This is a genomic window from Burkholderia sp. JP2-270 (genome assembly GCF_003233675.1).
Classification (GTDB): Bacteria; Pseudomonadota; Gammaproteobacteria; order Burkholderiales; family Burkholderiaceae; genus Burkholderia; species Burkholderia pyrrocinia_C.
Window position 1 is genome coordinate 924,394 of record NZ_CP029824.1, and the last position, 26,085, is coordinate 950,478.

Consider the following 26,085-nt stretch of genomic DNA (forward strand, 5'->3'; position numbering starts at 1 on the left):
GTCGTGCTGATCTCAGCCGTAAATGATACATGCAGCCGACAGGGGCGTCCCGCGCGGACGGAGGCGGTGAGTCTGTTGCGCAGGCGGAAAGGGGGCGGTATCCGGCAGGCACGCGCGAAAGGCGTGCCGAAGGTGGCGAGGGCGCAGGCGCGCGCATGACGGCGCGCCCGCGGGTTTCGCCCGGCAGGGTCAGTACAGGCTCGGTTCGCCGGGCGGGCGCGTCTTGAAGCGCTTGTGGACCCAGTAGTACTGCTCGGGCATCAGCGGGATCTGTTCCTCGAGGAATTCGTTCATCCGCCGCGCGTCGAGATCGTCGTCGCCGGTCGGGTATCGATCCCACGGCTTGAATACCTTCAGCCGGTAACCCTTGTAGTTCGGCAGCACCTCGCCGATGAACGGCACGACCTGCGCGCGGCCCGTCTTCGCGAGCCGGCCGACGGCCGTCAGCGTGCAGGCCGGCACGCCGAAGAACGGAACGAACGTCGAGTTGCGCAGCCCGTAGTCCATGTCGGCGCCGAGCATCACGGGCTTGCGGTCGCGCAGCCAGCGCAGCACGACGCGCGCGCTGTCCGCGCGGCCGACCATCTCGGCGTCGAAGCGCCCGCGCGCCTTCTTCGCTTCTTCCTCGAGCACCGCGTTCGAGAACGGCTGGTAGAGCGATCCGCAGCGGCGCTGCAGCGACCGGTTGAGCCAGATCGAACCGGCTTCGATGCCGACGAAGTGCAGGCCGAGGAACAGCGTCGGCGGCAGGTCGGGATCGGTGAGGTCGACCGCGCTGTCGATCTGGATCAGCTTCTCGAGCTTCTTCGCGGAGCCGAACCACTGCACGCTGCGCTCGACGTAGCTGCGGATCGCATGGCGGAAATGCAGGCCGGCCACTTCCTCGCGCCGTTCGTCGCTCCAGTCCGGGAAGCAGAGTTTCAGGTTGGTGTGTACGATGCGCTTTCGCCGGCTGGGGATCTGGTACAGCAGCCAGCCGAGACCGTCGCCGAGCCGCGCGGTCAGGCCGTACGGCAACAGGGCGAGCAGCTTCAGGAAGCCGATGGCGAGATGCGTGCCGAGGCGGCCTAGCATGCGGCACCTCCGTGGGGCCGGATGGCCGGCGCGTTGCGAGCAGGGTGGTAAGACGGCGGAAGAAACAGCACGGGCAGCGCTCTGTGACAATTCAGGAAAGCCGCTATAATACGGGCTTCGCCGAGTTAACTGACAACTTGCGGGGCGAAGCCGGCTGGCGCGAAGCGCGCTGCCCGGTTCTGGTAATCCGCTAAAGCGTCGCCGCTTCAGGCCCACCGAAGCTGGCTACGTGAAACCAACCGTAACCACACAGGAGCCTGAAAAAGTGGCAAACGATTATCTCTTCACGTCCGAATCCGTCTCCGAAGGCCATCCGGACAAAGTCGCGGACCAAATCTCGGACGCGATTCTCGACGCCATCCTCGAGCAGGACAAATATTCGCGCGTTGCGGCGGAAACGCTGTGCAACACGGGTCTCGTCGTGCTGGCCGGTGAAATCACCACGACGGCCAACATCGACTACATCCAGATCGCGCGCGACACGATCAAGCGCATCGGCTACGACAACACCGACTACGGCATCGACTACAAGGGTTGCGCGGTGCTCGTCGCGTACGACAAGCAGTCTCCGGACATCGCCCAGGGCGTCGATCGTGCACACGACGACAACCTCGACCAGGGCGCGGGCGACCAGGGTCTGATGTTCGGTTATGCATGCGACGAAACGCCGGAACTGATGCCGCTGCCGATCTACCTGTCGCACCGTCTCGTCGAGCGCCAGGCCAGCCTGCGCCGCGACGGCCGCCTGCAGTGGCTGCGCCCGGACGCGAAGTCGCAGGTGACGGTCCGCTACGTCGACGGCAAGCCCGATTCGATCGACACCGTCGTGCTGTCGACGCAGCACGCACCGGACATCGAGCTGCCCGCGCTGCGCGAAGCCGTGATCGAGGAAATCATCAAGCCGACACTGCCGGCCGACCTGATCAAGGGCGACATCAAGTTCCTCGTGAACCCGACCGGCCGGTTCGTGATCGGTGGCCCGCAGGGCGACTGCGGCCTGACGGGCCGCAAGATCATCGTCGATACGTACGGCGGTGCCGCACCGCACGGCGGCGGCGCGTTCTCGGGCAAGGATCCGTCGAAGGTCGACCGTTCGGCTGCGTATGCAGGCCGCTACGTCGCGAAGAACATCGTCGCCGCCGGCCTCGCGTCGCGCGCGCTGATCCAGGTGTCGTACGCGATCGGCGTTGCCGAGCCGACCTCGGTGATGGTCAACACGTTCGGCACGGGCCGCGTGTCGGATGCGGTGATCACGAAGCTCGTGCGCGAGCACTTCGACCTGCGTCCGAAGGGCATCATCAAGATGCTCGACCTGCTGCGCCCGATCTACGAGAAGACCGCTGCTTACGGCCACTTCGGCCGCGAAGAGCCGGAATTCTCGTGGGAAGCGACCGACAAGGCGCTCGCACTGGCCGAAGCGGCCGGCGTGGAGCCGACGGCACGCGTCGCGTAAGCGTCGTTCGCCGGGAAAGCATCCCGGCGCTGTTGTCCGTTCTGCCGTGGTGTAACCGGTAGCTGCTGCGACCCAACGATGCCCCCGCAAGTCACCGACTTGCGGGGGCATTTTCTTTTCTCGAATGGGGCTCTCGACGTGCTTTGACACGCTGGCTCCTGTCCCTCCCGCCTGTCCCCGCCCACCCCGGGCATATGATTTTCATTTCGGATCAGCCGTCTCGCGCGCGTGCATGACGTCCGATGAATCTCTCGGATTAGGTTCAATTCTATTTTCTATGAAAACGATTATTCAGGGATTCGATTTTTTATTTCGTATTCATACTGAATTTGGTTGAATTCGATAATCTATCTCTGATTAGTTACAAATGTTGATATTCGTTCACGTTGACCGATTTGTAATGAGGAAGTAAGTTTTGTGTGGCGGGGCGAAATTGATTTTCGTCTTGCCTGAAAACTTAGTTTTTTATTTATGGAGAAAGAAATGGAAGCGAATCAATTGAAGAATCAAATCAATGCGGAAGTGCAGATCAGCGAGGGCGATCTTGAGGTCGCCGTGCGGCAAGAGCCTGCGGATTTCACTGCAATCAATGTCGAAGGCTGTCTGAGCAGCTCCAGCGTACTGGGCTAATACGAGCAAAGTACTGGCGCGGGCGGGAGGCGGGGCACACCGACTCTCGCCTGCCACGGAGGAGGATGACATGAAAAAAATCGAGGCAATGGATTTTCCGTTGTTCGTGAAATGGTACATCACGCAACGATGCAACTTGCGTTGTACGCATTGCTATTTGACTGATTACACGAAATCACCGTTGTTGTCGGAAATTATTCCGATTGTTGATTATCTCGGAGGGCGCGGCGTTTTTGGGATCGTTCTGATAGGCGGCGAGCCAGTCGTGCGGAGTGACTTGGCCGAGATCGTCAAGAGAATCAGCGCATACGGCATCCGGACGAAAATCGCGACTAATGCGACGCTGATCGATGCTGACAAGGCGCGCGAGCTGGTCGATGCGGGGGCGCACCAATATCAGGTCAGTCTTGAGAGCCCTGTTCCGGCTGAAAACGATGCGATACGCGGCGCCAATACGTTTGCGCAGACGGTGACGGGAATCCGGGCGCTGGTCGATGCCGGTGCCCATGTCAGCGTGGCGTTTACGTTGAGCGGATCGAATCATCAGCGGCTTGAACACATGTTCGAGCTTGCTGCCGACTTGGGCGTCGCGGGGATCAAATTCAACGCATTCATCCCGATCGGAACCGGACGGCTGTTAGGACGTGATCATTTTTTGACTCCGGCCGTGTGCAAGCTCATTGCGGACTCGATCGTTCATCATGCATCCCGATTTCCGGGTCTCGAGATCGAGGGCGGTGCGTTCGTCAAGCGAATACACATATCACCGTACCGGTCATCCGCAGATGCCACTTTCGGGTGCGGCGCAGGTACGACCTCGATGATCATCAACAGCGATCTGACCGTATCGGCGTGCGACATGCTTGTCGAAGAGGACAGAACCGACCGAGCCATACAGTCGCCAGCCGAACTTGATGCACTGTGGAGACATGATCCGTTGTTCCGGCGGTGGCGCGGGCAAGGTCAAGGCGAGCGTACGCGTACGATCCGATCGTTCGATGGCGTGCATCAGCACGGGTGTCACGTCGCGTTCAATGCATATTCGCGCGATCTCTTTACAGTGGAAGACGCATGACGTGCGACGAATTGACACGTTGGCGCCACCTTTGCTACTTGCAGGGGTGCTTGGCGCTCGAGGCGTTTTCCGCACCGGTCCTCGTACTTTTCTATACGTCCTACGCTGGCTTCACATTCGCCGAATATGGCTCTGTCATATCGTTGATTTTTGTGTTCCTGTGGGCGCTGGAGATTCCGACAGGGGCCTTTGCCGATCGATACGGGAGAAAGCGCGCATTGGTGGCCGGCAACGTCGTGTACCTCGCCGCCATGTTTTGCCTGATCCAGTATGGCCGCGGGTTGTCGCCCTGGGTGATTGCGTTTCTGTTTGCATGTGGCGGTGCGCTGTCGAACGGAGCGTTTCAATCCATGATGTTCGACGCGTTTGCGGCCAGAGGCCGAGATGCTGACTTCCATACTGTCAATGCCCGAGCCACAAGTTTGTCGCTGTTATGTGGCGGTGCGGCTTCGGTGATGGGTGGATGGTTTGCGTCGCGATCGCTCGCGCTGCCGATGTATGTCGACATGGGCATCCTGCTCATGTTGACCTTGGCCTTCGTGGTGTGGCTTCGCGAGCCGATGCGCGAACATCCGTCCCGGCGACCGGGGATTGTCGACATTGCGAGAGATGGCGCTGCCGTCTGTATTTCACGCCGTCCGCTGCTCATCGTCATCTTGATTGCGGCAGTTACATTTGCTTGCCTGCGTGCAGGCTTCAATTTCTATCAGCCGCTGCTGCAGGCCGGCGGCGCGGATGTCGAGAAGATCGGATGGATTTTCGCTGCGATGTATGCGTTCTCGGCGGTGACGGCGTATGCGTTTAGCCACATACGGAAATCCACATTGCTTTCGCGGGCTCCATTAACTGCCGTGATTCTCATGTTCGCGGCGGCGGCGTTCCTGGTGGCCGTTCCGGACGCCCTGGCTTCGCCGGGCTGGGTACTGCTTGCGATTGCGTGCCATCAAATTGTCCGGGGTATGTACCCGTCCTATACCACCTATCTGATCAACCGTTGCTTGCCGGCCGGCGCGGTCAATCGGACCACGATTTTGTCGGCAGCATCCCTCGTGCGTGCCGTGTGTACCGCGCTTTTCGTGTGGGTAAGCGGGGTAGCGGCCGAGCGAATGGGATTCGCGGGTGCGTTCATCGCACTCAGTGCGTGTGCCGCAATCCTGGTCGGGGCGATTTCACTTTTTCGAGTTGATGCCGATGCCGCACGTATCTCCCCTGTTTCTTCCTCAAGTGATTAGCCTTTACATCACGTATCGCTGTCAGTCACGCTGCCGGCATTGCTTCTTGGTCGAAAACGGCAAGATCGGCCGCTATGAGTTGCCGCTCGAGCAGTGTCTGTCGGTCATCGACGAGGCGTACGAGCATCGCGTGTACATGCTCGTACTGTCGGGTGGAGAGCCGCTCCTCCATCCGGGATTCGACCTGATCGTCGGGCGTGCGCGAAGTCTTGGCATGTTGCCGCTGATCGGCCTGACCGGCACCGGCGTCACAACGGAGCATGTCGAGACGCTTTGCAGGCACGGCATTCCGAGCGTCCAGGTCAGCCTCGATGGGGCCGTGGCGCAAACGAACGACGCTATCCGCGGCACGGGAAATTTTGTCGAAGTTGCCGGCGCGGTTGCTCGGCTGCGTTCGGCTGGCCTCAAGGTCAATCTCGCCCTGTGTCTGCATCAGCGCAACTGGCTCGAAGCGGAGGCGCTGTTTGAATGGGCTGCGCGGCTCGGCATCGCACGCGTCAAGCTGACGTTCTACGAAACGTCGGGAAATAACGCCGTGTTCAAGGCGCTTGCGTCGGACATGAAGCAGCAAGTCTTGCGAATCGCGTCCGGTTTCATGTCCCGCCATGCGCAGAGTGACTGGATTGCCTGTCCTACTCATGACGTCTGGACTGGCCGGGAGATCAGGCTGACGAAGCGTCTGCCCCCGCTTGTCATTGGCGCGGACGGAGAACTTACCGCGGGCGAATGGGGCGAGCGAATCGGGTCGCTATCGGAGGGCTCGCTGGCCGAGCAGTATTGCGCATTCGTTCAAGCCAAACAGGCAGCGTTCTTTGAGCGCTTCGTCCACGATGCGGCGGTGCAATACGAAATAGCAAGCACGACCGGAACGGATCGTTGCATCGCATCGAATGCGTTGATTTACGAGCATGACGGGCAGCGTCACATCGTCATCAGCGAACGGCTGAAAGGCGCGCTGCGCTTTTTCACGACGCTGCATGAGATCGGTCACGTTGCGACTCGCACGCTTGCGGCCGATCCGAGGGGTCACGCTTCGGAGGAAGTGGAGCGCCGGGTCAACCGGTGGGTGCTGAACGCGTTGCGGGACCACATCTCAACGGACTCGCTGGCCGAGTATGTGGCGCGGTGGCCGAACACTCCGAGGCCGCGTTGTATCGACTCGTCGATCGGCAACTCGCTCGGGATTTGATCAACTATTGGGGATAGATAGGGAGGCTCGGATGTACGAAATCAATCGGTGCTTGGTCGAGCGGAAGGCGGATCGCAGCTTTTTTGATGCGTCGCGATTTTTTGTATTCAAGTTCAACCCGAATGGGTACGCGATCATCGAGGCACTGGCTATGGGGCAGTTTTCGCGAGAGCGTTTCGTGATGTTATGCGATGACCTCGAAATGCCCCCGGAATCGACGAACGTGTTCTGGGACAAATGCATCAGGCATGGAATCGACTTTGAATTCGGGGCCGACCGTTCCAGGCACACAATGAGGCGGTGGGGTGGCAGGCAGTGATTGAGGCGCCAAGGTGGGAAACGGGCGTTTCGGCCTTGGCGCATCGTGGCGGACGATCGCTGTCTGCGCGCTGTTTGAAGGGGTTAGCGCGCACCGAACCCGAACCAGCCATTGCTGGCCGCGAGGCGGCGCGGCCGGTTGACGCGGCGTTGCGGGCCGAGCGCGCGGCGCAGCGCGAGCGCGCGCAGCGACGACGGCTTCTGCAGCAGCGAGCGCAGGCCGGCACGGCGTGCGAACGTCTGCGCGCTCATCATCGAGAAAAACGCGTGGAACCACGCGCGGATGCCGTCGAGCCGGCCGTGCGCGGGCGCGCGCTCGGCCAGCGCCTGCGTGCGTGCGCGGTGATGGCGCAGCGGGCGGGCAGGAGCGGACGGCACGACGCGCTTTGCAGCGCGGTTGAGACGGGAAGTCAGACGGAATGGCATGTGAACGATGCTTCGCTTGTATGGATGGCGCCCTTGAAGAGCGCACTGGTATGAACGGCCTCGGATTGCGCAACGGATCTTACCGAAAGCCGCTGCGCGCCGCGCCCGCCAGAATTGACAGGCCGCGACAGGCTACAGGGGATTCATGACGGGCAAAAGTCGCGATAAACCCTTGTGCCACAAGGCGTGTGCCGCATACCGCCTGTCGGTGAGGCCAACGCCGCGCCGCACAGTTCCCTTGCGCCAGATCAAATCGGCGATTGGCATGCCCCTGCGTACGACAATGGCGCTGTTCGCGGCATCCGGCGCCGATTTACAATCGTCACATTCACACAATAAACGTCTGGCATCCCATGTCGTCTCCATTGCAGTCGGAATCGATCCGCGCGCAAGTCGCGGAATTGCGCGAACGCGGGTTCGTCGTCGCGCGTGGCCTCGTCGGCGAGCAGCAATGCGCGGCGCTCAAACGGATTGCAGAGCGGCAGTTGCAGGAGGCTGCCGAGCCGATCGAATTCGAGGCGGACCTGCGCTACCCGGGCGCACCCGAGTCGAAGCATGCGCCGGGCGGGCACACGGTGCGGCGGCTGCTCGATGCGTACTCGCGCGATCCGGCATTTGCCGAGCGCGCGGTCGCACCCGAAATCGGCGCGTGGATGCGCGAGTATTTCGGCGAAGAGCCCGTGCTGTCGCGCGCGCATCACAACTGCATGATGACGAAGCATCCCGCGTACGGCAGCCTGACGGGCTGGCATCGCGACTTCCGCTACTGGGCGTTCGAGCGTTCGGACATGGTGTCGGTATGGCTCGCGCTGGGGCCGGAAACGAACGAGAACGGCGCGCTGTGGCTCGTGCCGGGTTCGCATACGGCCGAATTCGGGCCTGAAGCGTTCGACGAAGCGAAGTTCTTCCGCAGCGACCTGCCGGAGAACCGGAAGATGATCGACGCGGCCACGTGCCCGTCGCTCCAGGCGGGCGACGTCGTGTTCTTCCACAGCAATACGCTGCATTCGGCCGGGCAGAACCGTTCCGACCAGGTGAAGTTCTCGCTCGTGTACACGTATCACGGCGCGAGCAACCGGCCGGTGCCCGGCACGCGCTCGGCGGCGAAGCCGGAAGTGCAGTTCTAGGTGCGGATCGGTCGGCGCGGCGAGGCCGCGACGGTCACGCGATGCGGCGCATCGCGGGCGAATGAAGCAACGGGCGGCCTGGCCGCCCGTTTCGTTTTGCTCCGCCCGATCCGGGTGACGCGGGCCGTTCGCGCGGCTGTGCGATCAGCGCTTGCCGCCCGGCATCGCGAGGCCGATCAGACCGACGAACGATGCGACGGCGCCGCCCACGATCAGCAGGATCGTCTTCGTGGCGGGCGAGCCGGTGAAGAGGCGCGACATGTTGTCGTTGATCGAATGGAACGACTGGCCGCCGAAATACAGCAGCACGACGCCGCCGACGAGCAGCGCAACCGAGATGACTCGGGACATACCAACCTCGCTGAAACGATGATTCGAGACGCCGCAGTGTAGGCGACGACCGCGGTCGCGTCCATCGCCGTGCGCGCATCCGCCGCCTTCGTTACCATAGCCGTCGTGCGTTTCCTTCGCCGCCGTCGCGCCCTGGGCGCGGCCGGCGCGCGCCCCTCCCTCCGACGTCCTGACGGGAAATACTCATGGCCTACGAAGCAGCTTCCGAACGTTATGCGGACATGCAATACCGCACCTGCGGCAAATCCGGGCTCAAACTGCCCGCGCTGTCGCTCGGCCTGTGGCACAACTTCGGCGACTCGACGCCGATCTCGACGCAGCGCGAGATTCTGCGCACTGCGTTCGACCTCGGCATCAACCACTTCGATCTCGCGAACAACTACGGGCCGCCGTACGGCAGCGCAGAAACCAACTTCGGCCGGCTGCTGAACGAGGATTTCCGGCCGTATCGCGACGAACTGCTGATCTCGACGAAAGCCGGCTGGGACATGTGGCCGGGGCCGTACGGCAGCGGCGGCGGGTCTCGCAAGTACGTGCTCGCGAGTCTCGACCAGAGCCTGCAGCGGATGGGGCTCGACTACGTCGACATCTTCTATTCGCACCGCTTCGACGCGCATACGCCGCTCGAGGAAACGGCGGGCGCGCTTGCATCGGCCGTGCAGCAGGGCAAGGCGCTCTACATCGGCATTTCGTCGTATTCGGCGGCGAAGACGCGCGAGATGGCCGAGTTGCTCGCGCAGTACAAGGTGCCGCTGCTGATCCATCAGCCTTCGTACAACATGCTGAACCGCTGGATCGAGAGCGACCTGCTCGGCGCGCTCGACGACGTCGGCGCGGGCAGCATCGCGTTCACGCCGCTCGCGCAGGGGCTGCTCACGTCGAAGTACCTGAACGGCGTGCCGGCCGATGCGCGCGTGAACAAGCCGGGCGGCGGCTCGCTGAAGCAGGATCACCTGAGCGCGGATAACCTCGAGCATGTGCGCAAGCTCAACGCGATCGCCGAACGGCGCGGCCAGAGCCTCGCGCAGATGGCGCTTGCGTGGGTGCTGCGCAATGGCCGCGTGACGTCCGCGCTGATCGGCGCGAGCCGTGCCGAGCAGGTGCGTGAAAACGTCGGCGCGCTGAAGAACCTCGAATTCTCGGCGGAGGAACTCGCGGAGATCGATCGTTACGCGACGGAAGGCGGCATCAATCTGTGGGAAAAGCCGTCCACCGATCAGGCGATCTGACCGGCAGTCGATACGGCATGCGAAACATCGCATGCCGGTATCACCGGCCCGCAGACAGCACGTCGCATCGTTGCGGCGCAGCGATGCGCGTCAGGCACGGATACGCCGCTAGAGTAGCGCAGGCAGGCCTTCGACCAGCAATACCGCGACGCCGACGCCGAGGATGACGCCCAGCACGCGCAGCAGGTTGTGGCGGAATTCGGTTGCGCACGGCACCGCGCCGAGAAATAGCGCTCCGGCCAGCGCCATCGGAATCAACAGGATGAAGTCGCCGATCGTGAAATAGGTCGTCATGCGTGTCTCCAGTGTCGGCCGGAGTGAGCGCTTTAGCGGTTACTCCGGCCCCATCCCCTTGTGGGACGTCGGCCGGAGTTAGCGCTTCAGCGCTTACTTCGGTCCCATGCCGGGTGTTTCTAGTATTGGTCCGACCCGATTGCGAGCGGGGCGGTCGATTCGAGTATAGGCAACCCGGCGATGTTTTCGCTATCCGAACCATTAAAAATCAGCGGAAAGTCCCGCGAGTCGCACATTTTTCCCGCAAGTTCGACGAAAGCCTTGCGCGCATCTTTCCCGTTCCTTTCGATTTTCGTGGAATTGTCGTATGTGTCCGATGCAGGCCGCCGCACTTGCGGGTGCGGCGACCTGTCCGCTTACGCGCGGTCGGGCTGCGTGCGTGCGGCCGGCGCGCGGAACACGAGCGCGAGCCCCGCGATGATCGCACCCATGCCGGCGAGCGCGAGCGGTTCGGGCCGGTTGCCGAGCCACACGGCATCCATCAGCGTGGTGACGACGGGCACGAGATAGAACAGGCTCGTCACATTGACGAGATCGCCGCGCTGCATCAACCGGTAGAACAGCAGTTGCGCGATCACCGAAATCACGATGCCGAGCCACAGGAGCGGCACGACGAACGCCCAGTTCATGTCGAACGAAATCGGCCGGAACGGCACGATCGCCACGCACAGCGCGAGGCCGATCGCATTTTGCAGCGGCAGCACGTCGGCCGGCGCCGCGCGTACGCGTTTTTGCAGCAGCGAGCCGACGGTCAGCGCGACGAGCGCCGTGAGCGCGCACGCGATGCCCGCCGGCGGCAGGCCGGCATCGCCCACGCCGCGGCATACGACGAGCGCGAGACCGGCCAGCGACAGCGCGAGCCCCGCGACGCGCACGGGCTGCCAGCGCCGCTCGACGATCGCCAGCGTGAGGATCGGCTGCACGCCGAGGATCGTCGCGAGCACGCCCGGCGCGATCCCGCGCTCGAGCGCGAGCAGGTAGAAGATCGAATAGCCGCCCATCATCAGCAGGCCGGTCAGCGCGGCCATGCGCCGCTCGCCGCGCGGCGGCAGCCAGCGTTTGCGCATGAAGGCCAGTGCGAGCAGCACGAGCGACGCGAGCGCGAAACGCGCGGTGAGAAAGACGAACGCGGATGCGTGACGCAGACCGAGTTCAGCGAAGATCGCACCGCTGCTCCACAGCAGCACGAAGAGCGACGTCACTCCATGCGCGGCAAGCGCGCGTTTGAACGAAACCATGTGAATCCACCTGTCGAACGGATCGGAACGTTCCATCCGCGCGCGCAGCAATGCGCCGTGCGTCACGACGCAGGAACGGAAGCCGACGGGCGAATGGAAGACGAAACGGAAGCCGGCTGGTCAGCCGGCGCGTGCCGCCGGAGGGGGCGGCGCGGCGCCGACGAGCGGCGGTGCGACAGGAGGCGGGAGGACCGACGGATGCGCGCACGCCTGCGGCCGCGAGTCGAACTGCGGCCGGGATTTTGCGAGGGCGGACGTGAGCGGATGCATCGTGTCGGAAAGCGGTTGAACGCGAATGAGCGTCAAAGGTACCGCAAGGCCGGCATCCGGCGCAACAACCGTCGGCGGCTCCGCATGACGAAAGACGCGCTGCGGCGATGCCGGGCGACGCTTGCGCGCCGGCGGCTGCGCGGGCCGCATTCGAGACAGGGGGAGGCGACAGCGCGCGACGCAGGCGGCGTGGTTCCGGGGCGGGCTCGGTCACGCGAATTCTCCTGGCGACTTGGCACCGGACAAACGATGCGCACGTTGCGTCAATCACGTGCGCGCCGCGGCGCCGGGCGGATTCGGCGGGCAGTCACATTCGACAGGGTATGATGGGGGTATCCGCCCGTGCAAGCGCACGGGCGGCGCAGTGGTTGATTGGAGACATTCGACGAATTCGCGGCACTTCGCCTGCTTCTTCTTCTTTTCGCGCTTCGATAAACCGTGAACAATGGGATTACGCGCAACGCTCCGTCGAGAGCGGCGCGGATCGCGCATTTGCCGGCTCGCCAGCGGGCCGGGTTTCAAGATTCAAGAGTGGGGAACCATCATGCATGTCGGGTCGATTGTCTGCACTACCCATATCGCGGTGCCGAAGGGCGCGCGCGGCATCGTCCAGCGCATCCTGGGCGACATGGCCATGGTGACCTGGTACGCGGGCGTGCCGGGTGAGTCGAAAGAACTCAACACCGAGCCGTTCTTTCTCGAGGATCTGATCGACACCGGTGAATCCGTGCTGCCGGCCGGCGCGGCGCTTCACTAAGCGCACACCGCACCGGACGCTCGTCTTTCGGCCCGGCTGGCGGCACAATGCGGGGCATGACAGACGCCACTTCCGCTCCCGCTTCTCCCGCCGGCCCGCCGTTCGCCGGCCTCACGCCCGAGTGCGTGCTCGACGCGCTCGACAGCGTGCTGATGCCGGCCGGCCTGCGCACCGACGGGCGCCTGCTCGCCCTCAACAGCTACGAAAACCGCGTGTACCAGGTCGGCATCGAAGACGGCCCGCCGGTCGTCGCGAAGTTCTACCGCCCGGCGCGCTGGTCGGACGATGCGATCCTCGAAGAGCACGCGTTCGTCGCCGAACTCGCCGAGCGCGAGATTCCGGCGGTGCCTGCGCGCACGTTCGACGGCCGCACGCTGCACGCGTTCGGCGGCTTCCGTTTCTCGATCTTCGAGCGGCGCGGCGGCCGCGCCCCCGATCTCGATCGCAGCGACACGCTCGAATGGCTCGGCCGCTTCATCGGCCGGATTCATGCGGTCGGCGCGACGCAGCCGTATGTCGCGCGTCCGGTGCTCGACATCAACACGTTCGGCTATGAGCCGCGCGACTACCTGCTCGCGCACGATTTCATTCCGGAAGACGTACGACCCGCGTACGAGACGGCGGTCACGCTCGCGCTCGAAGGTGTCGAGGCCGCGTTCGAACGTGCGGGCGAGATCCGCCTGCTGCGCACGCACGGCGACTGTCATCCGAGCAACGTGCTGTGGACCGATGGCGGCCCGCATTTCGTCGATTTCGACGACAGCCGGATGGCGCCCGCGATCCAGGATCTGTGGCTGCTGCTGCCGGGCGATCGCGAAGGCGCGTCGCGCGCGCTGGCGGACCTGCTGGCCGGCTACGAGGATTTCTGCGAATTCGAACCGCGCGAGCTGCATCTCGTCGAAGCGCTGCGCACGCTGCGGCTGATCCACTACGCGGCATGGCTCGCACGGCGCTGGGACGACCCCGCGTTCCCGGCCGCGTTTCCGTGGTTCAACACGCATCGTTACTGGGAAGCGCGCGTGCTCGAACTGCGCGAGCAGATCGGCGCGATGCAGGAAGGGCCGCTCTGGCCCGTGTAACGGCGCGCGGCAGGCTTGCGCGGGCCGCGGCGCGATGCGCGCGGCCCGTCCGGTTAGAACTTCAGCATCAGCTTGATCAGCGCGGCGAAGCGCTTGCCGTACGGCGGCGCGAGCAGGTTGCGCGCGTTCAGGCGCGCCTGCGTGAGCACGGGCTTCATCTTCGAGAACGTCACGAAGCCGTCGTAGCCGTGGTACGCACCCATGCCGCTCGCACCGACGCCGCCGAACGGCAGGCTGCCGCACGCAATGTGCATCAGCGTTTCGTTGATCGACACGCCGCCCGAGATCGTTTCGCGCATCACGCGGTCGATCGTGCCGCTGTCCTCGTCGAACAGGTAGAGCGCGAGCGGACGCGGGCGCGCATTCACGTACGCGATCGCCTCGTCGAGCCGCTCGTACGGCACGAGCGGCAGCAGCGGCCCGAAGATTTCCTCCTGCATCAGTTGCGACGCGGCGGGCACCTGCGTGATCGCGCACGGCACGAAGCGGCGCGACGCGGGGTCGGACTGCGCGTCGGACAGCGGGTGCAGTTGCGCACCGGCCATCTGTGCATCGTTCGCGAGTTGCTGCAGCCGGGCGTAATGGCGCGGCGACACGATCGTCGTGTAGTCGCGGTTGGCCGACAGGTCGGGATACATCTTCGCGAATCGCGCTCGCGCCCGCTCGATGAACGCGGCTTCCATGCCGCGCGGCAGCAACACGTAGTCGGGCGCGATGCAGGTCTGGCCCGCGTTCAGCGTCTTGCCCGCGACGATCGCATCGACGGCCGCATCGAAGCGTGCATTCGGTCCGACGATTGCCGGCGACTTGCCGCCGAGTTCGAGCGTGACGGGCGTGAGGTTGTCGGCAGCCGCGCGCATCACATGGCGGCCGACCTGCGTCGAGCCGGTGAACAGCAGATGATCGAACGGCAGCCCGCTGAATGCGGCGCCGACCTCCGCATCGCCGTTCACGACCGCGACGTGGTCGCGCGCGAAGGTCTTCGCGATCAATTGCTCGAACAGCGCCGACGTGCGCGGCGTCAGTTCGGACATCTTGACGATCGCGCGGTTGCCGGCCGCGAGCGCGCAGATCAGCGGGCCGGCCGCGAGCAGCACCGGGTAGTTCCACGGCACGACGATGCCGACCACGCCGAGCGGCTGAGGAATCACCTTCGCGCGCGCCGGGCGCAGCCACTTGTTCATCGGCTTGCGGATCGGTTTCATCCAGCGCTTGCCGTGCTTGAGCGCGTCGTCGATCTCTTCCTTCGCCATCCAGACTTCCGACAGCAGCACTTCCTGCTTCGCACGATGGCCGAAATCGGCGCTGATCGCGTCGGCGAGCGCGTCCGCGTTGTCGATCAGCATCGTGCGCAGCGCGCGCAGGTGCTGCACACGCGTTTCCCACGCCGGGTACGGTGCGCGCAGGTAGGCCGCGCGCTGGTCGCGCAGCAGCGACGTCAGCGCATCGGCCGACGACAGTGCTTGCGGGGCCAGTTCGGGCAGGTCGTTCTTCATGTTGTCTCCTCCAGTTGGGCCTGGCTTGTCGGCCAGCCGTCACGCCGCACGCGAGCGCTCGGCGAGCGCGGCGACGCGGATCGGGGTGGTGCGCGTCGCGCGGCCTGATGCGACGCATGCTTGAAAATCGGTTGCAGCGTGAGGCGGGCGTCGCATCCGCGCGACGGTATCCGCATCCGAAAACCGCGCCGCGGCGTGTGCGCGTGCCGCCCGATACGGCTGCTGCCGGGCACGCGACGCGGCAGCGCGAGCGTCTGCCGGTGCAGCGAAGCGGGGCAGCGCGACGCACACACCTGTGCGGGTTGCAGCGCATCGTGCTGCTGCGGCAGACGGCCGTCCAAACGGTCGGCGACCACGCGTGCCGTTCGATTTCGATCGGCCGCGCGCATGTCGCTGCAGGTCCCCGCGCGGACAGTCGTTTGAAATGAAATGCGGGCCGCGCGCGTCGCATCCGGGCAACCCGGTCGGCACGCAGCCTGCAGAACCTGACGCTGCATCTTCGTCTCTCCCGTTTCGCGACGGATCGGCTTCTCGTGGCCGGCGCGTCGCGCGAAGCGAATCGATACATCTTAAATTTAGTTCACGCGGGCGTTTAGAGGAATCGCTCTTGAATCCGCGCGCCGCACGCACGACGGCCATTCCTACAATGCCCGAACATTACAAGAGGGGACGCGGTCGCGCGGCGGTGCCGGGCGCCTCCCATGACACGACGGAGACGTGACATGCAATACGACTACATCATCGTCGGCGGCGGATCGGGCGGTTCGAGCCTGGCAGGCCGTCTCGCCGATGCCTGCCCCGATGCGACGATCGCGCTGATCGAGGCCGGCTCGCATACGGAGCGCAACCTGCTCGTCAACATGCCGGTCGGCATCGCGGCGCTGGTGCCGTTCAAGCTCGGCACGAACTACGGCTACGAGACGGTGCCGCAGCCTGGCCTCGGCGGGCGGCGCGGCTACCAGCCGCGCGGGCGCGGGATGGGCGGCTCGAGCGCGATCAACGCGATGATCTATACGCGCGGCCATCCGGGCGACTACGACGAGTGGGCGCAGCTCGGCGCAACGGGCTGGGGCTGGCAGGACGTGCTGCCGTATTTCCGCCGCGCGGAAGGCAACGAGCGCGGCGCCGATGCATGGCACGGTGCGGACGGCCCGCTGTCGGTGTCGGATCTGCGCTTTCGCAATCCGTTCTCCGAACGATTCATCCAGGCCGCGCACGCGGCCGGCTATCCGCTGAACGACGACTTCAACGGCGCGACGCAGGAAGGCGTCGGCTTCTACCAGGTCACGCACCGCGACGGCTCGCGTTGCAGCGTTGCGCGTGCTTACATCTATGGCCGCAACCGGCCGAACCTGCACGTGATCACCGATGCGACGGTGCTGCGCGTCGGCTTCGACGGCAAGCGCGCGGTCGGCGTCGCGATATCGCGCAACGGCCGCGTCGAGACGCTCGGCGCGCGTGCGGAAGTGATCCTGTCGGCCGGTGCGTTCAATTCACCGCAACTGCTGATGTGCTCGGGGATCGGCCCGGCGGAGCAATTGCGCCGGCACGGGATCGCGGTCGTGCAGGATGCGCCGGACGTCGGCACGAACCTGATCGACCACATCGACTTCATCATCAACACGCGCGTGAATTCGTCTGAACTGGTCGGCGTGTGCCTGCGCGGGATCGCGAAGATGACGCCCGCGCTCGCGCGCTATTTCTCGAGCCGCACGGGGATGATGACGAGCAACGTCGCGGAGGCCGGCGGCTTCATCAAGAGCGATCCGTCGCTCGAGCGTCCCGACCTGCAGCTGCATTTCTGCACGGCGCTCGTCGACGACCACAACCGCAAGATGCACTGGGGCTTCGGCTATTCGCTGCACGTATGCGCGCTGCGGCCGTTCAGCCGCGGCACGGTGGCGCTCGCGAGCGGCGATGCGCGCGACGCGCCGCTGATCGATCCGCGTTTCTTCAGCGATACGCGCGATCTCGACCTGCTCGTGCGCGGCACGCAGGCGATGCGCCGCATCCTGTCCCAGGCACCGCTTGCATCGCAGGGCGGGCGCGAGCTGTACACGCGGGCGGACCAGAGCGAAGCCGAGCTGCGTGCGACGATCGTCGCGCATGCCGACACGATCTATCACCCGGTCGGCACGTGCCGGATGGGTTCCGATGCGCGCGCGGTCGTCGATCCGCAACTGCGCGTGCGCGGCGTCGAAGGGCTGCGCGTGGTGGATGCGTCGGTGATGCCGACGCTGGTCGGCGGGAACACCAATGCGCCGTCGGTGATGATCGGCGAACGCGCGGCGGACTTCATCGTCGCGGCGCGCAGGGGCGGCGTGCCGCGCGGCGAGGCGGCCGCGGCGGTGCACGGCCGCTGAGCGGCATGCACCGGGCGGCGGCCGGCGCAAACCCGTTATCAGCGGGAACAGGCCTTATGCAAACGTATCGACGAGGCCGGCGCGGCCCACGCTCGCGGCGGCCGGTGCGGATTGCGCAGCGTCGGTGGGTGCATCGACGGCTGACGATCCGCCGTGTCCGCGCCGCGGCGACTGGCCGCCGGCGAAGGTCTGTTGCGGGTTCTGCTGCTGCGATGCGAAGCCGCCGTCGCTGACGGACGCGCTGCCGAGCCCGAGCCCGCCCGCTTCCATCGCATCGCGCAGCTTCGGCAGCGCGGCTTCGACCGCGTCGCGCACCTGCGCATGCTGCGATACGAACAGCGCGTGCGCGTGGTTGTCGGCGACGCGCAGCACCACCTGCAGCGGCCCGAGATCGGGCGGGTTGAGCGTCAGCTCGGCGCTCTGCTGGTGCGCATTCGACAGGAACACGACCTTCTGGCTCAGCGCGTCCGTCCAGTCGGCGGTGCCGACATGCGGCGCGAGCACGTGCGTGTTGGCGGCGGCGATCGCGCTCGCCGCCGGCGACAACTGCAGGTTCGCCTGCGCCGCGGCCGCAGCAGTTGCGCCGGCCGCGAGCGTCGCGCTTGCGGCCGGGTCCGTTGCATCGCTGGCTGCCGCGAGCGCATGCTGCGCGCCGGACTGCGCGTTCGCGTCGGCCTGCAGCGCCTGCGCGGCGGCCTGCACCGGCGGCTGCTGCGTGGCGAGCGCCCCTTTCGCGTCGGCCAGCGTGCGATCGAACGTCGGCACCTTCGGCGTCAGCGGTGCGGCGGCGGCGGTCGATGCAGAAGATGCAGACGATCCCGGTGCCGGTGCCGGTGTCGATGTCGATGTCGAAGCCGTCGTGCCGCTTGCGGGCGTCGCGATCGCGCCCGAGCCGCCGGTCAGCTTGGCGAGCGCCGCTTGCAGCGCGTCGCGGCTCGATGCCGGCGTGGCCGGCTGGGCAGCCGCATCCCCGGCCGCGTGGTCCGCCAGCGCGGCCGTCGCATCGGGCTGGCCGGACACGGCCGTCTTTTGCGCGGTAGCCGCGGCGGCGGTAGCGGTAGCGGCGGCATCGGCCGGCGTCGCGTTGTCCGTGCGCGCCTGCAGTTGTGCCTGCAATTGTGCCTGCACGGCCGCGGCGGCCGCGAGCGCGCCGGCGTCGGGGTTGGTGGTGGCGTTCGCGGCGTCGGTCGGTTGATCGTCGTCGGTGCCGGACGGTTTCTTACCGGCGTCCGGCTTCGATGCGGCCTGCGCCGTCGACGCATCCGGCGTGGCGGAATTCGCCGCGTCGCGACGCGTGGCGACGCTTTGCTTCAGCGTCTGCGCGAACGGCCCGGCGGCCGTGGCGTTCGCGGCGTCGTTGCCGGCGGCGGTGCCGGACGAACCCGAGCCGCGGACGGCCTTGAGTGCGGCGCCGGCAGTGTCGATCAGCGCGCCGAGCAGGGGCAGGGGAGGCATGGCGGTTCTCTCGTTCGAATGCGGTGGTCGGTTACGACGAGCGGGCCGCGTCGGCCCGCATGCGCAGGATCTTCGCGGCGTGTTCGTCGGCATCGCGCTGTTCGCGCCGGGCGTCGAGCCGCGCTTCCTGCGCGACGCCGCGCGCCTGCAGGATTTCATACGAGCCGACGGTGCGTTTCTTCTGTTGCCAGTTCGGGCGTGCTTCGTCGATGCGGATTTCGGCCGCGGCCAGCACGTTGCGCTGCTGCGCGATCGCCGATTCGAGCGTGTCGATGAATGCCTGGAAATTGCGCCAGTTGCCGGCGGGCATCCCGTGCTGTGCGGATTGCGAGAAGCGCGCGTGGTATTCGTCGCGATAGCGCAGCAGCGCATCGAGTTGCTCGGCGGCCGCGCTGCGGTCGCGCTGCGCGGTGCCGAGCTGCTTCGCGGCCGTGTCGAGGTCTTCCTGCGCGCGGTCGAGCAGCAGTTGAAGGGGAAAGCCGTGAGCCATCGTGATCAGCCTCCGTAAGCGTCGAACAGCGCATCGAGCCCGGCGAGGCTCGACGCGAACGGCGCGCATTCGCGAAAGCCCTGCTGCAGGAACGCCTCGATGCGCGGATAGAGCGCGATCGCGCGGTCGAGCTGTGCGTCGCGTCCGGGTGCGTACGCGCCGACCGCGATCAGGTCGCGATTGCGCTGGTAGCGCGACAGCATCTGCTTGAACTGCCGCACGTGGTCGAGATGCGCTTCGTCGATCAGCGCGGTCATCGCGCGGCTGATCGACGCCTCGATGTCGATCGCAGGATAGTGGCCGGCCTCGGCGAGCGCGCGCGACAGCACGATGTGGCCGTCGAGGATCGCGCGCGCCGAATCGGCGATCGGGTCCTGCTGGTCGTCGCCTTCGGTCAGCACCGTGTAGAACGCGGTGATCGAGCCGCCGCCCTCCGGCCCGTTGCCGGTGCGCTCGACGAGCGCGGGCAGCTTCGCGAACACCGACGGCGGATAGCCCTTGGTCGCGGGCGGCTCGCCGATCGCCAGCGCGATCTCGCGCTGCGCCATCGCGTAGCGCGTCAGCGAATCCATCAGCAGCAGCACGTGCTTGCCCTGATCGCGGAAATATTCGGCGAGCGACGTCGCGTAGGCCGCGCCCTGCATCCGCAGCAGCGGCGACACGTCGGCCGGCGCCGCGACGACGACCGAGCGCGCGAGCCCGTCCTCGCCGAGGATCTGTTCGATGAATTCCTTCACTTCGCGGCCGCGTTCGCCGATCAGCCCGATCACGATCACTTCCGCGCTCGTGTAGCGTGCCATCGTGCCGAGCAGCACCGACTTGCCGACGCCGGAGCCCGCGAACAGCCCCATCCGCTGCCCGCGGCCGACGGTGAGCAGCGCGTTGATCGCGCGTACGCCGACGTCGAGCACGTGGTGGATCGGTTCGCGCTCGAGCGGGTTGATCGACGGCGCCGACAGCGGCGCATCGACCTTCGACGCGAGCGGGCCGAGGCCGTCGAGCGGGCGGCCCGACGCGTCGACGACGCGCCCGAGCATCTCCCAGCCGACCGGCAGCCGCTTCGCGCCCGCGAGCGGATCGGCGACGGGCGCGCTTTCGAGCGGCCACACGCGCGCGCCGGGCAGCACGCCGGCGACGTCGGTGGTCGGCATCAGGAACAGGCGGTCGCCGGCAAAGCCGACGACTTCCGCTTGCGCGTGCGGCAGCGTGCTGCCGGGCGGCAATTCGATCGTGCATTCGGCGCCGACCGACAGGCGCAGCCCGATCGCCTCGAGCACGAGGCCCGCCGCGCGCGTGAGGCGCCCGCACGGCCGCAGCGGCAGCGCGCGATGGCTGCGCGCGGCGAGCCCGTTCAGATGCGTGCGCCAGTGCGCGAGATGCGGATTGTGCGGCGCGCGCGGCGCGGTGTCGTGTGCGGCGGCCGTTGAAGCGGTCGCATGCGGCTTCGTGTCGTGTGCGGTGGCGTGCGGGGCAGCGGGGCCGAACGACGCGAGCGCGAGTTCGCGTTCGAGCGGCGTCATGCCGTCGTGCGCGAGCGATTCGGGCGACCGCGTCACCACGTGCTCACCTTGCCGATCGCGGCGGCGACGCGCTGCCAGCGCGTGGGCAGCGTCGCATCGACCTCGCCGGTCGCGGCGTGCGCGCGGCAGCCGCCGCGCTCGATCGACGCGTCGGTGCGCACGTTCCAGCCGAGCGTATCGAGATCGTCCTGCAGATAGGCTTCGACGACGGGCAGGTCGGCCGGATTCACCGCGAGATGCGGCGCGCCGGACAGCGCGGGTTCGGCCGCGAGCACGTCGCGCACGGCTGCGACGAGCGCGGCCGGATCGTGCTTCACGTGCTGGCGCACGACCTGTTGCGCGATGTCGAGCGCGAGCTGCGCGATGTCGGATGCGAGGTCGTGCTCGGCAGTCGACACGGCCTCGCGGAACGACGCGGCGAGCGCCGCGAGCTGCGCGGCCTGTTCGCGCGCATCGGCCTGGCCGGCCTCGAAGCCCTGTTCGCGGCCCTGCTCGAAACCGGCCCGGTAGCCGAGCGCCTGGCCTTCGACGTGGCCGGCCGCATGGCCTTCGGCATGCGCGGCATCGCGCACGCGCTGCAGTTCCTCGGCGAGCGCGGCGGCGGCCGCTGCCGCGTCGTCGGCCGGCGGCGGGGGCGGCGGCGGGTCGAACGACGCCATCTCCCACCGCTGGTAGGCGGTGAGGGTGCCCGCGCGATCGCTCGCCGAATCAGACATACGCGTCTTCCGCCTTGCCGCCGATCACGATCTGGCCGCTCTCGGCGAGATTGCGCACGATCTGCAGGATGCGGCGCTGCTGCGTCTCGACTTCGGACACGCGCACCGGGCCGCGCGCGTCGAGATCCTCGGCGAGCAGTTCGGCCGCGCGCTGCGACATGTTGGCGAGGAACTTCTGGCGCAGCGCGGGCGGCGCACCCTTCAGCGCGATGATCAGCGTTTCCGACTCGACTTCCTTCAGCACCATCTGGATCGCGCGATCCTCGAGGTCGAGCAGGTTCTCGAACACGAACATCTGGTCGATGATCTTCTGAGCGAGATCGGCGTCGTACTGGCGCACGCTTTCGAGTACGCCTTCCTCATGCACGCTCGTCATGAAGTTCAGGATCTCGGCCGCGGTGCGGATGCCGCCCATCGGGCTGCGCTTCAGGTTGTCGCTGCCGGACAGCAGGCCGGTCAGCACGTCGTCGAGCTCGCGCAGCGCGGCCGGCTGGATGCCGTCGAGCGTCGCGATCCGCAGCAGCACGTCGTTGCGCAGCCGCTCGGTGAAGCACGACGCGATCTCGGACGCCTGGTCGCGGTCGAGGTGCACGAGGATCGTCGCGATGATCTGCGGATGCTCGTTCTTGATCAGTTCGGCCACCGCGCCCGAGTCCATCCACTTCAGGCCTTCGATGCCGCTCGTGTCGCTGCCCTGCAGGATGCGGTCGATCAGCACGCCGGCCTTGTCCTCGCCGAGTGCCTTGGTCAGCACCGAGCGGATGTATTCGCTCGAATCGAGCGACAGCGCGGTGTGCTCCTCGGCTTCCTTCACGAAGTCCTGCAGCACGCTCTCGACCTGCTCGCGCGTGACGTTCTTCAGCGCGGCCATCGCGGCGCCGATCTTCTGCACCTCGCGCGGCGCGAGGAACTTGAATACCTCAGCGGCTTCTTCCTCGCCGATCGACATCAGCAGCAGCGCGCTCTTGGTCAAGCCTTCAGCGTTCATCGGACACCCAGTTCTTCACGACGGTGGCGACGATCTTCGGATCCTGGCGGGCGATCGTGCGCGCGTAGTCGAGGTTGCGTTCGTAGCGGTTCTTCTCGGATTCGAAGCCGAGCAGCAGCGAATCGGGCTCGTCGTCGGCCTTGACCGGCGCCGGCAGGCCGTCGAGCACGACCGGATCTTCCGGCGCCGCGAGCGCCGGCGCGGCCGGCTCGGGCGGCGGGAACGCGCGGCGCATCGCCGGGCGCACGAACATGAAGTAGAGCGCCGCCGCGGCCGCCGCGATGCCGAGCCACTTCGCGGCCTCCTTCGCCATCGCGATCATGTCGGGCTGGCGCCACCACGGCAGGTCGGCGTACGGGTCGCTCACGGTCGAGAACGCGCTGTTCACGACATTCACCGAGTCGCCGCGCTTCTCGTCGTAGCCCATCGCGTCCTTCACGAGCTGCTCGACCTGCGCGAGCTTCGCGGGCGGCAGCGGCTGCATCGTCACGTGGCCCTTCGCGTCGGCGACCGGCTGGTAGTTGACGACGACCGCGACCGACAGCCGCTTCACGCTGCCCATCGGCTGTTCGAGATGGCGGATCGTCTTGTCGAGCTCGTAGTTGGTCGTCTGGTCCTTGCGGTCGCTGACCGGCGTCGTCTGCGGCGCGTTCTGGCCGTTGCCGGCGACGACCGGCGCGGAGGCCGGCTGCGGCGGCGTGTTCGACAGCGCGCCCGGCACGCCCGACGCGCCGCCCTGCGCGAGTTCGGTCGCGCTGCTGGTCTGCTGGCTGCGGATCGCGGCCTGCTGCGGCACGCCGTTCGGGCCGTAGCTTTCCGACGTCTGCTCGATCTTCGAGAAATCGAGGTCCGCGCTGACCTGCGAGCGCGCGTTGCCGGCGCCGAAGATCGGCGCGAGGATCGCGTCGATGCGCTTTTGCGTGTTGTGCTCGACCTGCTGCACGTACTTGAGCTGGCTCGCGTCGAGGCCGGACGCCGAAGCCGACTGGGTCAGCAGGTTGCCGTCCTGGTCGACGATCGTCACGTTCTTCGCGGGCATGTCGGGCACGCCGGACGACACCATCCGCGTGATCGCCTGGACCTGGCCCTCGTCGAGCACGCGGCCCGGGTAGAGGTCGACGAACACCGACGCGCTCGGCGCTTCCTTGTCGCGCACGAATACCGACGGTTTCGGGATCGCGAGATGCACGCGCGCGCCGCGCACGGCGTTGATCGATTCGATGGTGCGCTGCAGTTCGCCTTCGAGCGCGCGCTGATAGTTGATCTGTTCGGCGAACTGGCTGATGCCGAATTTCTGGTTGTCCATCAGCTCGAAGCCGACCGAGCCGCCCTTCGGCAGCCCCATCGCGGCGAGCTTCAGGCGCGTTTCATGCACCTGGCTCGACGGCACGAGGATCGCGCCGCCGGCATCGGCGAACTTGTAGGGAACGTTTGCCTGCTGGAGCGCAGTAATGATCGCGCCGCCGTCACGGTCCGACAGGTTGCTGTACAGCACGCGGTAGTCGGGCGTCCGGCTCCACAGCACGAGCGCGGTAATCGCGGCGATCGCGAGCGCCGCGGCGATCAGGAACGGCAGCTTCGGGTTGCCCTTCATCCGAGAGATGCCGGGAATGCGTTCCGCGAAGCCGCCGAGCCCGAAGTCCGCGCCGGCGACGCCCGCGCCCGGCAACGCGGCGGCGCCGGGCGCCGGGCTGGCGAGGCTCGCGCGGGCGTCGGGGTTGATCAGCGAGTTGGCCTGCGAATCCATGCGTCGAGTTTCTCCGGAGCGGGACGACTGAGCTCGCTCGGGCGAGCGGGCGGACAATGACACGATGCGATTATCGTGATCCGGGCCGTACTCCGATCGACCGAAAAGAGCGGGGTTTCCCCCGTACTTTCTCGGCTTTGCCGCGCGGCGCGCTGCTATCCTTTTTCGCGATCCGGCATGGTGCGCGTGGTGCGGCGCCGGCGGAAACGCCCGGAGCGTCCGGGTCTCTTCTCTTATGTCTGGGGACAGCATGACTGCGAACGTCAGCGGAATCGGTTCGGTGTTGCAACAGATGCAGTCGATGGCCGCGCAGGCGTCCGGCGGCGTCGCGAGCCCGACGGCGGCGCTTGCCGGCTCGGGCGCGGCGACGGCCGGCACGTTCGCGAGCGCGATGAAGGCGTCGCTCGACAAGATCAGCGGCGACCAGCAGCACGCGCTCGGCGAAGCGCAGGCGTTCGAGGTCGGCGCGCCGAACGTGTCGCTGAACGACGTGATGGTCGACATGCAGAAAGCCAACGTCGGCTTCCAGTTCGGGCTTCAGGTCCGCAACAAGTTGGTGAACGCTTACAACGACATCATGCAGATGTCGGTGTGACGGGACGGCCAACCGGGGACGGCCAACCGGGGGCGGCCAACCGGCCTTGCCGGGTGGGGCCGGCGGGCCGGCATCCAGCGCCCGGCGGCGGCCCCGCGCGCCTAAAGCTTTTCAAATCCCTTCCGATAACTCCGGAGAAGGCCGCGTCGTGCGTTGCACGGCGGCGGCTCCCGTATAGCCAAGGCATGACAAGGAGAAGCGCATGTTTTCCCCAGGACACGCTGGAGCCAGTGCATACGCGCGTGTCGGCGTCGAGACAGGGGTGATGGGCGCCTCCCCGCACCGGCTGATCGCGATGCTGTACCAGGGCGCGCGGCAGGCGATCGCGCTGGCGCGCATGCACCTGCAGCAGGGCAACGTGTCCGCGCGCGGTGAAGCGATCGGCAAGGCGATCGGGATCGTCGAGAGCGGCCTGCAGGCGTCGCTGAACCGCGACGCGGGCGGCGAGATCGCGGGCCGGCTCGACGCGCTGTATGCGTATATCGGCCGGCGCCTGCTGGAAGCGAACGCGCAGGCGAGCGACGCGATGCTGGTCGAGGTCGACGGGCTGCTCGCAACGCTCGAGGAAGCGTGGACGGGCATCGCCCCGGAAGTCGCGCGGATGGCCGCGCAACAGGCAGTGGAAGCACCACGATGAATCTCAAGGCCGAATACTTCGCGCGTTACGAGGCGCTCGCAGCCGTGTCGGGCCGGATGCTGTGCGCCGCGCGCGACGCCGACTGGGCCGCGTTGCCGGGGTTGCAGGCCGAATTCATGCAGCTCGTCGACGGGCTGAAGGAAGCCGATCCGGGCGTCGCGCTCGACGAATCGGATCTCGGCCGCAAGCTCGACCTGATTCGCCGCATCCTGGCCGACGACGCCGCGATCCGCGATCTCGCGAGCCCGGACGTCGCGCGGCTGTCCGCGCTGTTCGAGGCGCGGCGCTCGACCCAGGTATTGACCGATCTTTACCGCGCGCGCGGGTAGGGCCGCT

At 66.5% G+C, this 26,085-nt stretch carries 26 protein-coding genes; 13 read left to right on the forward strand and 13 right to left on the reverse strand.

From position 1 onward, the window contains the following. Positions 1-189 precede the first annotated feature (189 nt). Positions 190-1,074, reverse strand: a complete 885-nt coding sequence (gene lpxL, locus DM992_RS04405; RefSeq protein WP_111015871.1) for a lauroyl acyltransferase LpxL — start codon at positions 1,072-1,074, stop codon at positions 190-192. A gap of 265 nt (positions 1,075-1,339) precedes the next feature. Here lpxL and metK point away from each other — a divergent pair, with 265 nt between their 5' ends. The 5 genes from metK to DM992_RS04425 all read left to right on the forward strand — a co-directional run bounded on the left by metK (position 1,340) and on the right by DM992_RS04425 (position 6,653). Next, on the forward strand, positions 1,340-2,527 hold the full coding sequence (gene metK, locus DM992_RS04410; RefSeq protein ID WP_006482984.1) for a methionine adenosyltransferase: 1,188 nt from the start codon (positions 1,340-1,342) through the stop codon (positions 2,525-2,527). Positions 2,528-3,010: 483 nt separating this feature from the next. Continuing rightward, positions 3,011-3,157: a hypothetical protein gene (locus DM992_RS41490; RefSeq protein WP_162631587.1), complete on the forward strand. Its 147-nt coding sequence runs from the start codon at positions 3,011-3,013 to the stop codon at positions 3,155-3,157. Positions 3,158-3,227: 70 nt separating this feature from the next. Further along, the gene (locus DM992_RS04415; RefSeq protein ID WP_111015872.1) at positions 3,228-4,232 is read left to right on the forward strand and encodes a radical SAM protein; all 1,005 of its coding nucleotides are present in this window, start codon (positions 3,228-3,230) and stop codon (positions 4,230-4,232) included. After that, a complete protein-coding gene (locus DM992_RS04420; RefSeq protein WP_111015873.1) occupies positions 4,229-5,464 on the forward strand; it encodes an MFS transporter in 1,236 nt (411 codons plus the stop codon). Before DM992_RS04415 ends, DM992_RS04420 begins: the two co-directional genes overlap by 4 nt. Positions 5,465-5,510: 46 nt before the next feature. Next, complete coding sequence (locus tag DM992_RS04425) at positions 5,511-6,653, forward strand: radical SAM protein (protein ID WP_162631588.1); 1,143 nt, start codon at positions 5,511-5,513, stop codon at positions 6,651-6,653. A 402-nt stretch (positions 6,654-7,055) separates the two neighbouring features. Here the strand turns inward: DM992_RS04425 and DM992_RS04435 are convergent, their stop codons facing one another. Next, positions 7,056-7,397 carry a hypothetical protein gene (locus tag DM992_RS04435; RefSeq protein ID WP_111015876.1) on the reverse strand — a complete coding sequence of 114 codons (342 nt, stop codon included), beginning with the start codon at positions 7,395-7,397 and terminating at the stop codon, positions 7,056-7,058. Positions 7,398-7,750: 353 nt separating this feature from the next. Between DM992_RS04435 and DM992_RS04440 the strand changes: the two genes are divergently transcribed. Beyond that, the gene (locus tag DM992_RS04440; protein ID WP_111015877.1) at positions 7,751-8,524 is read left to right on the forward strand and encodes a phytanoyl-CoA dioxygenase family protein; all 774 of its coding nucleotides are present in this window, start codon (positions 7,751-7,753) and stop codon (positions 8,522-8,524) included. A 144-nt stretch (positions 8,525-8,668) separates the two neighbouring features. On the opposite strand, the gene DM992_RS04445 is transcribed toward DM992_RS04440, so the two are convergent. Beyond that, a complete protein-coding gene (locus DM992_RS04445) occupies positions 8,669-8,875 on the reverse strand; it encodes a DUF3185 family protein (RefSeq protein ID WP_034179318.1) in 207 nt (68 codons plus the stop codon). 185 nt (positions 8,876-9,060) lie between these two features. On the opposite strand from DM992_RS04445, the gene mgrA reads away from it, so the two are divergent. Next, positions 9,061-10,104, forward strand: coding sequence for an L-glyceraldehyde 3-phosphate reductase (gene mgrA / locus DM992_RS04450; protein WP_111015878.1), 1,044 nt, complete (start codon positions 9,061-9,063; stop codon positions 10,102-10,104). Between the two features lie 108 nt (positions 10,105-10,212). Here the strand turns inward: mgrA and DM992_RS04455 are convergent, their stop codons facing one another. Next, a complete protein-coding gene (locus tag DM992_RS04455) occupies positions 10,213-10,398 on the reverse strand; it encodes a hypothetical protein (RefSeq protein ID WP_014895742.1) in 186 nt (61 codons plus the stop codon). 356 nt (positions 10,399-10,754) lie between these two features. Further along, positions 10,755-11,636: a DMT family transporter gene (locus DM992_RS04460; RefSeq protein ID WP_111017801.1), complete on the reverse strand. Its 882-nt coding sequence runs from the start codon at positions 11,634-11,636 to the stop codon at positions 10,755-10,757. 814 nt (positions 11,637-12,450) lie between these two features. On the opposite strand from DM992_RS04460, the gene DM992_RS04470 reads away from it, so the two are divergent. Both DM992_RS04470 and DM992_RS04475 read left to right on the forward strand, forming a co-directional pair. Then, positions 12,451-12,663 carry a hypothetical protein gene (locus tag DM992_RS04470; RefSeq protein ID WP_004198969.1) on the forward strand — a complete coding sequence of 71 codons (213 nt, stop codon included), beginning with the start codon at positions 12,451-12,453 and terminating at the stop codon, positions 12,661-12,663. Positions 12,664-12,719: 56 nt separating this feature from the next. Next, entirely contained in the window at positions 12,720-13,742 is a 1,023-nt protein-coding gene (locus DM992_RS04475) for a serine/threonine protein kinase (protein ID WP_111015879.1), read from the forward strand. A gap of 53 nt (positions 13,743-13,795) precedes the next feature. Here the strand turns inward: DM992_RS04475 and DM992_RS04480 are convergent, their stop codons facing one another. Continuing rightward, positions 13,796-15,238, reverse strand: a complete 1,443-nt coding sequence (locus tag DM992_RS04480; protein ID WP_111015880.1) for a coniferyl aldehyde dehydrogenase — start codon at positions 15,236-15,238, stop codon at positions 13,796-13,798. Next, positions 15,235-15,627: a hypothetical protein gene (locus tag DM992_RS41495; protein ID WP_162631590.1), complete on the reverse strand. Its 393-nt coding sequence runs from the start codon at positions 15,625-15,627 to the stop codon at positions 15,235-15,237. The genes DM992_RS04480 and DM992_RS41495 overlap by 4 nt, the downstream gene beginning before the upstream one ends. A gap of 333 nt (positions 15,628-15,960) precedes the next feature. On the opposite strand from DM992_RS41495, the gene DM992_RS04495 reads away from it, so the two are divergent. After that, positions 15,961-17,601 (forward strand): GMC family oxidoreductase N-terminal domain-containing protein, encoded by a 1,641-nt coding sequence (locus DM992_RS04495; RefSeq protein ID WP_072437580.1) that lies wholly within the window; start codon positions 15,961-15,963, stop codon positions 17,599-17,601. 54 nt (positions 17,602-17,655) lie between these two features. Here DM992_RS04495 and DM992_RS04500 read toward each other — a convergent pair whose 3' ends face one another. From DM992_RS04500 to fliF, 6 genes are read right to left on the reverse strand one after another with little or no spacing between them, the layout of a single operon-like run. Further along, positions 17,656-19,056, reverse strand: coding sequence for a flagellar hook-length control protein FliK (locus tag DM992_RS04500; RefSeq protein ID WP_111015881.1), 1,401 nt, complete (start codon positions 19,054-19,056; stop codon positions 17,656-17,658). 31 nt (positions 19,057-19,087) lie between these two features. Next, positions 19,088-19,546 carry a flagellar export protein FliJ gene (gene fliJ / locus DM992_RS04505; RefSeq protein WP_111015882.1) on the reverse strand — a complete coding sequence of 153 codons (459 nt, stop codon included), beginning with the start codon at positions 19,544-19,546 and terminating at the stop codon, positions 19,088-19,090. A 5-nt stretch (positions 19,547-19,551) separates the two neighbouring features. Beyond that, positions 19,552-21,105 carry a flagellar protein export ATPase FliI gene (gene fliI / locus DM992_RS04510; RefSeq protein ID WP_111015883.1) on the reverse strand — a complete coding sequence of 518 codons (1,554 nt, stop codon included), beginning with the start codon at positions 21,103-21,105 and terminating at the stop codon, positions 19,552-19,554. Further along, complete coding sequence (gene fliH / locus DM992_RS04515) at positions 21,099-21,782, reverse strand: flagellar assembly protein FliH (RefSeq protein ID WP_111015884.1); 684 nt, start codon at positions 21,780-21,782, stop codon at positions 21,099-21,101. The genes fliI and fliH overlap by 7 nt, the downstream gene beginning before the upstream one ends. Next, positions 21,775-22,770: a flagellar motor switch protein FliG gene (gene fliG, locus DM992_RS04520; protein WP_111015885.1), complete on the reverse strand. Its 996-nt coding sequence runs from the start codon at positions 22,768-22,770 to the stop codon at positions 21,775-21,777. Before fliG ends, fliH begins: the two co-directional genes overlap by 8 nt. After that, positions 22,760-24,517, reverse strand: a complete 1,758-nt coding sequence (gene fliF, locus DM992_RS04525; protein WP_111015886.1) for a flagellar basal-body MS-ring/collar protein FliF — start codon at positions 24,515-24,517, stop codon at positions 22,760-22,762. Before fliF ends, fliG begins: the two co-directional genes overlap by 11 nt. A gap of 250 nt (positions 24,518-24,767) precedes the next feature. Here fliF and fliE point away from each other — a divergent pair, with 250 nt between their 5' ends. The 3 genes from fliE (at position 24,768) to DM992_RS04540 (ending at position 26,078) form a co-directional block, all read left to right on the forward strand. Then, complete coding sequence (gene fliE, locus DM992_RS04530; RefSeq protein ID WP_111015887.1) at positions 24,768-25,112, forward strand: flagellar hook-basal body complex protein FliE; 345 nt, start codon at positions 24,768-24,770, stop codon at positions 25,110-25,112. A gap of 202 nt (positions 25,113-25,314) precedes the next feature. Then, positions 25,315-25,749 (forward strand): flagellar export chaperone FliS, encoded by a 435-nt coding sequence (fliS, locus tag DM992_RS04535; protein ID WP_111015888.1) that lies wholly within the window; start codon positions 25,315-25,317, stop codon positions 25,747-25,749. Next, positions 25,746-26,078 carry a flagellar protein FliT gene (locus tag DM992_RS04540; protein WP_111015889.1) on the forward strand — a complete coding sequence of 111 codons (333 nt, stop codon included), beginning with the start codon at positions 25,746-25,748 and terminating at the stop codon, positions 26,076-26,078. The genes fliS and DM992_RS04540 overlap by 4 nt, the downstream gene beginning before the upstream one ends. The last annotated feature ends 7 nt before the right edge of the window (positions 26,079-26,085 follow it).

Coding starts and splice junctions, on each gene's coding strand:
- lpxL (WP_111015871.1), bottom strand. CDS start 1,074: ATGCTAGGCCGCCTCGGCACGCATCTCGCCATCGGCTTCCTGAAGCTG.
- DM992_RS41490 (WP_162631587.1), top strand. CDS start 3,011: ATGGAAGCGAATCAATTGAAGAATCAAATCAATGCGGAAGTGCAGATC.
- DM992_RS04415 (WP_111015872.1), top strand. CDS start 3,228: ATGAAAAAAATCGAGGCAATGGATTTTCCGTTGTTCGTGAAATGGTAC.
- DM992_RS04420 (WP_111015873.1), top strand. CDS start 4,229: ATGACGTGCGACGAATTGACACGTTGGCGCCACCTTTGCTACTTGCAG.
- DM992_RS04435 (WP_111015876.1), bottom strand. CDS start 7,397: ATGCCATTCCGTCTGACTTCCCGTCTCAACCGCGCTGCAAAGCGCGTC.
- DM992_RS04440 (WP_111015877.1), top strand. CDS start 7,751: ATGTCGTCTCCATTGCAGTCGGAATCGATCCGCGCGCAAGTCGCGGAA.
- DM992_RS04445 (WP_034179318.1), bottom strand. CDS start 8,875: ATGTCCCGAGTCATCTCGGTTGCGCTGCTCGTCGGCGGCGTCGTGCTG.
- mgrA (WP_111015878.1), top strand. CDS start 9,061: ATGGCCTACGAAGCAGCTTCCGAACGTTATGCGGACATGCAATACCGC.
- DM992_RS04455 (WP_014895742.1), bottom strand. CDS start 10,398: ATGACGACCTATTTCACGATCGGCGACTTCATCCTGTTGATTCCGATG.
- DM992_RS04460 (WP_111017801.1), bottom strand. CDS start 11,636: ATGGTTTCGTTCAAACGCGCGCTTGCCGCGCATGGAGTGACGTCGCTC.
- DM992_RS04470 (WP_004198969.1), top strand. CDS start 12,451: ATGCATGTCGGGTCGATTGTCTGCACTACCCATATCGCGGTGCCGAAG.
- DM992_RS04475 (WP_111015879.1), top strand. CDS start 12,720: ATGACAGACGCCACTTCCGCTCCCGCTTCTCCCGCCGGCCCGCCGTTC.
- DM992_RS04480 (WP_111015880.1), bottom strand. CDS start 15,238: ATGAAGAACGACCTGCCCGAACTGGCCCCGCAAGCACTGTCGTCGGCC.
- DM992_RS41495 (WP_162631590.1), bottom strand. CDS start 15,627: ATGCGCGCGGCCGATCGAAATCGAACGGCACGCGTGGTCGCCGACCGT.
- DM992_RS04495 (WP_072437580.1), top strand. CDS start 15,961: ATGCAATACGACTACATCATCGTCGGCGGCGGATCGGGCGGTTCGAGC.
- DM992_RS04500 (WP_111015881.1), bottom strand. CDS start 19,056: ATGCCTCCCCTGCCCCTGCTCGGCGCGCTGATCGACACTGCCGGCGCC.
- fliJ (WP_111015882.1), bottom strand. CDS start 19,546: ATGGCTCACGGCTTTCCCCTTCAACTGCTGCTCGACCGCGCGCAGGAA.
- fliH (WP_111015884.1), bottom strand. CDS start 21,782: ATGTCTGATTCGGCGAGCGATCGCGCGGGCACCCTCACCGCCTACCAG.
- fliG (WP_111015885.1), bottom strand. CDS start 22,770: ATGAACGCTGAAGGCTTGACCAAGAGCGCGCTGCTGCTGATGTCGATC.
- fliF (WP_111015886.1), bottom strand. CDS start 24,517: ATGGATTCGCAGGCCAACTCGCTGATCAACCCCGACGCCCGCGCGAGC.
- fliE (WP_111015887.1), top strand. CDS start 24,768: ATGACTGCGAACGTCAGCGGAATCGGTTCGGTGTTGCAACAGATGCAG.
- fliS (WP_111015888.1), top strand. CDS start 25,315: ATGTTTTCCCCAGGACACGCTGGAGCCAGTGCATACGCGCGTGTCGGC.
- DM992_RS04540 (WP_111015889.1), top strand. CDS start 25,746: ATGAATCTCAAGGCCGAATACTTCGCGCGTTACGAGGCGCTCGCAGCC.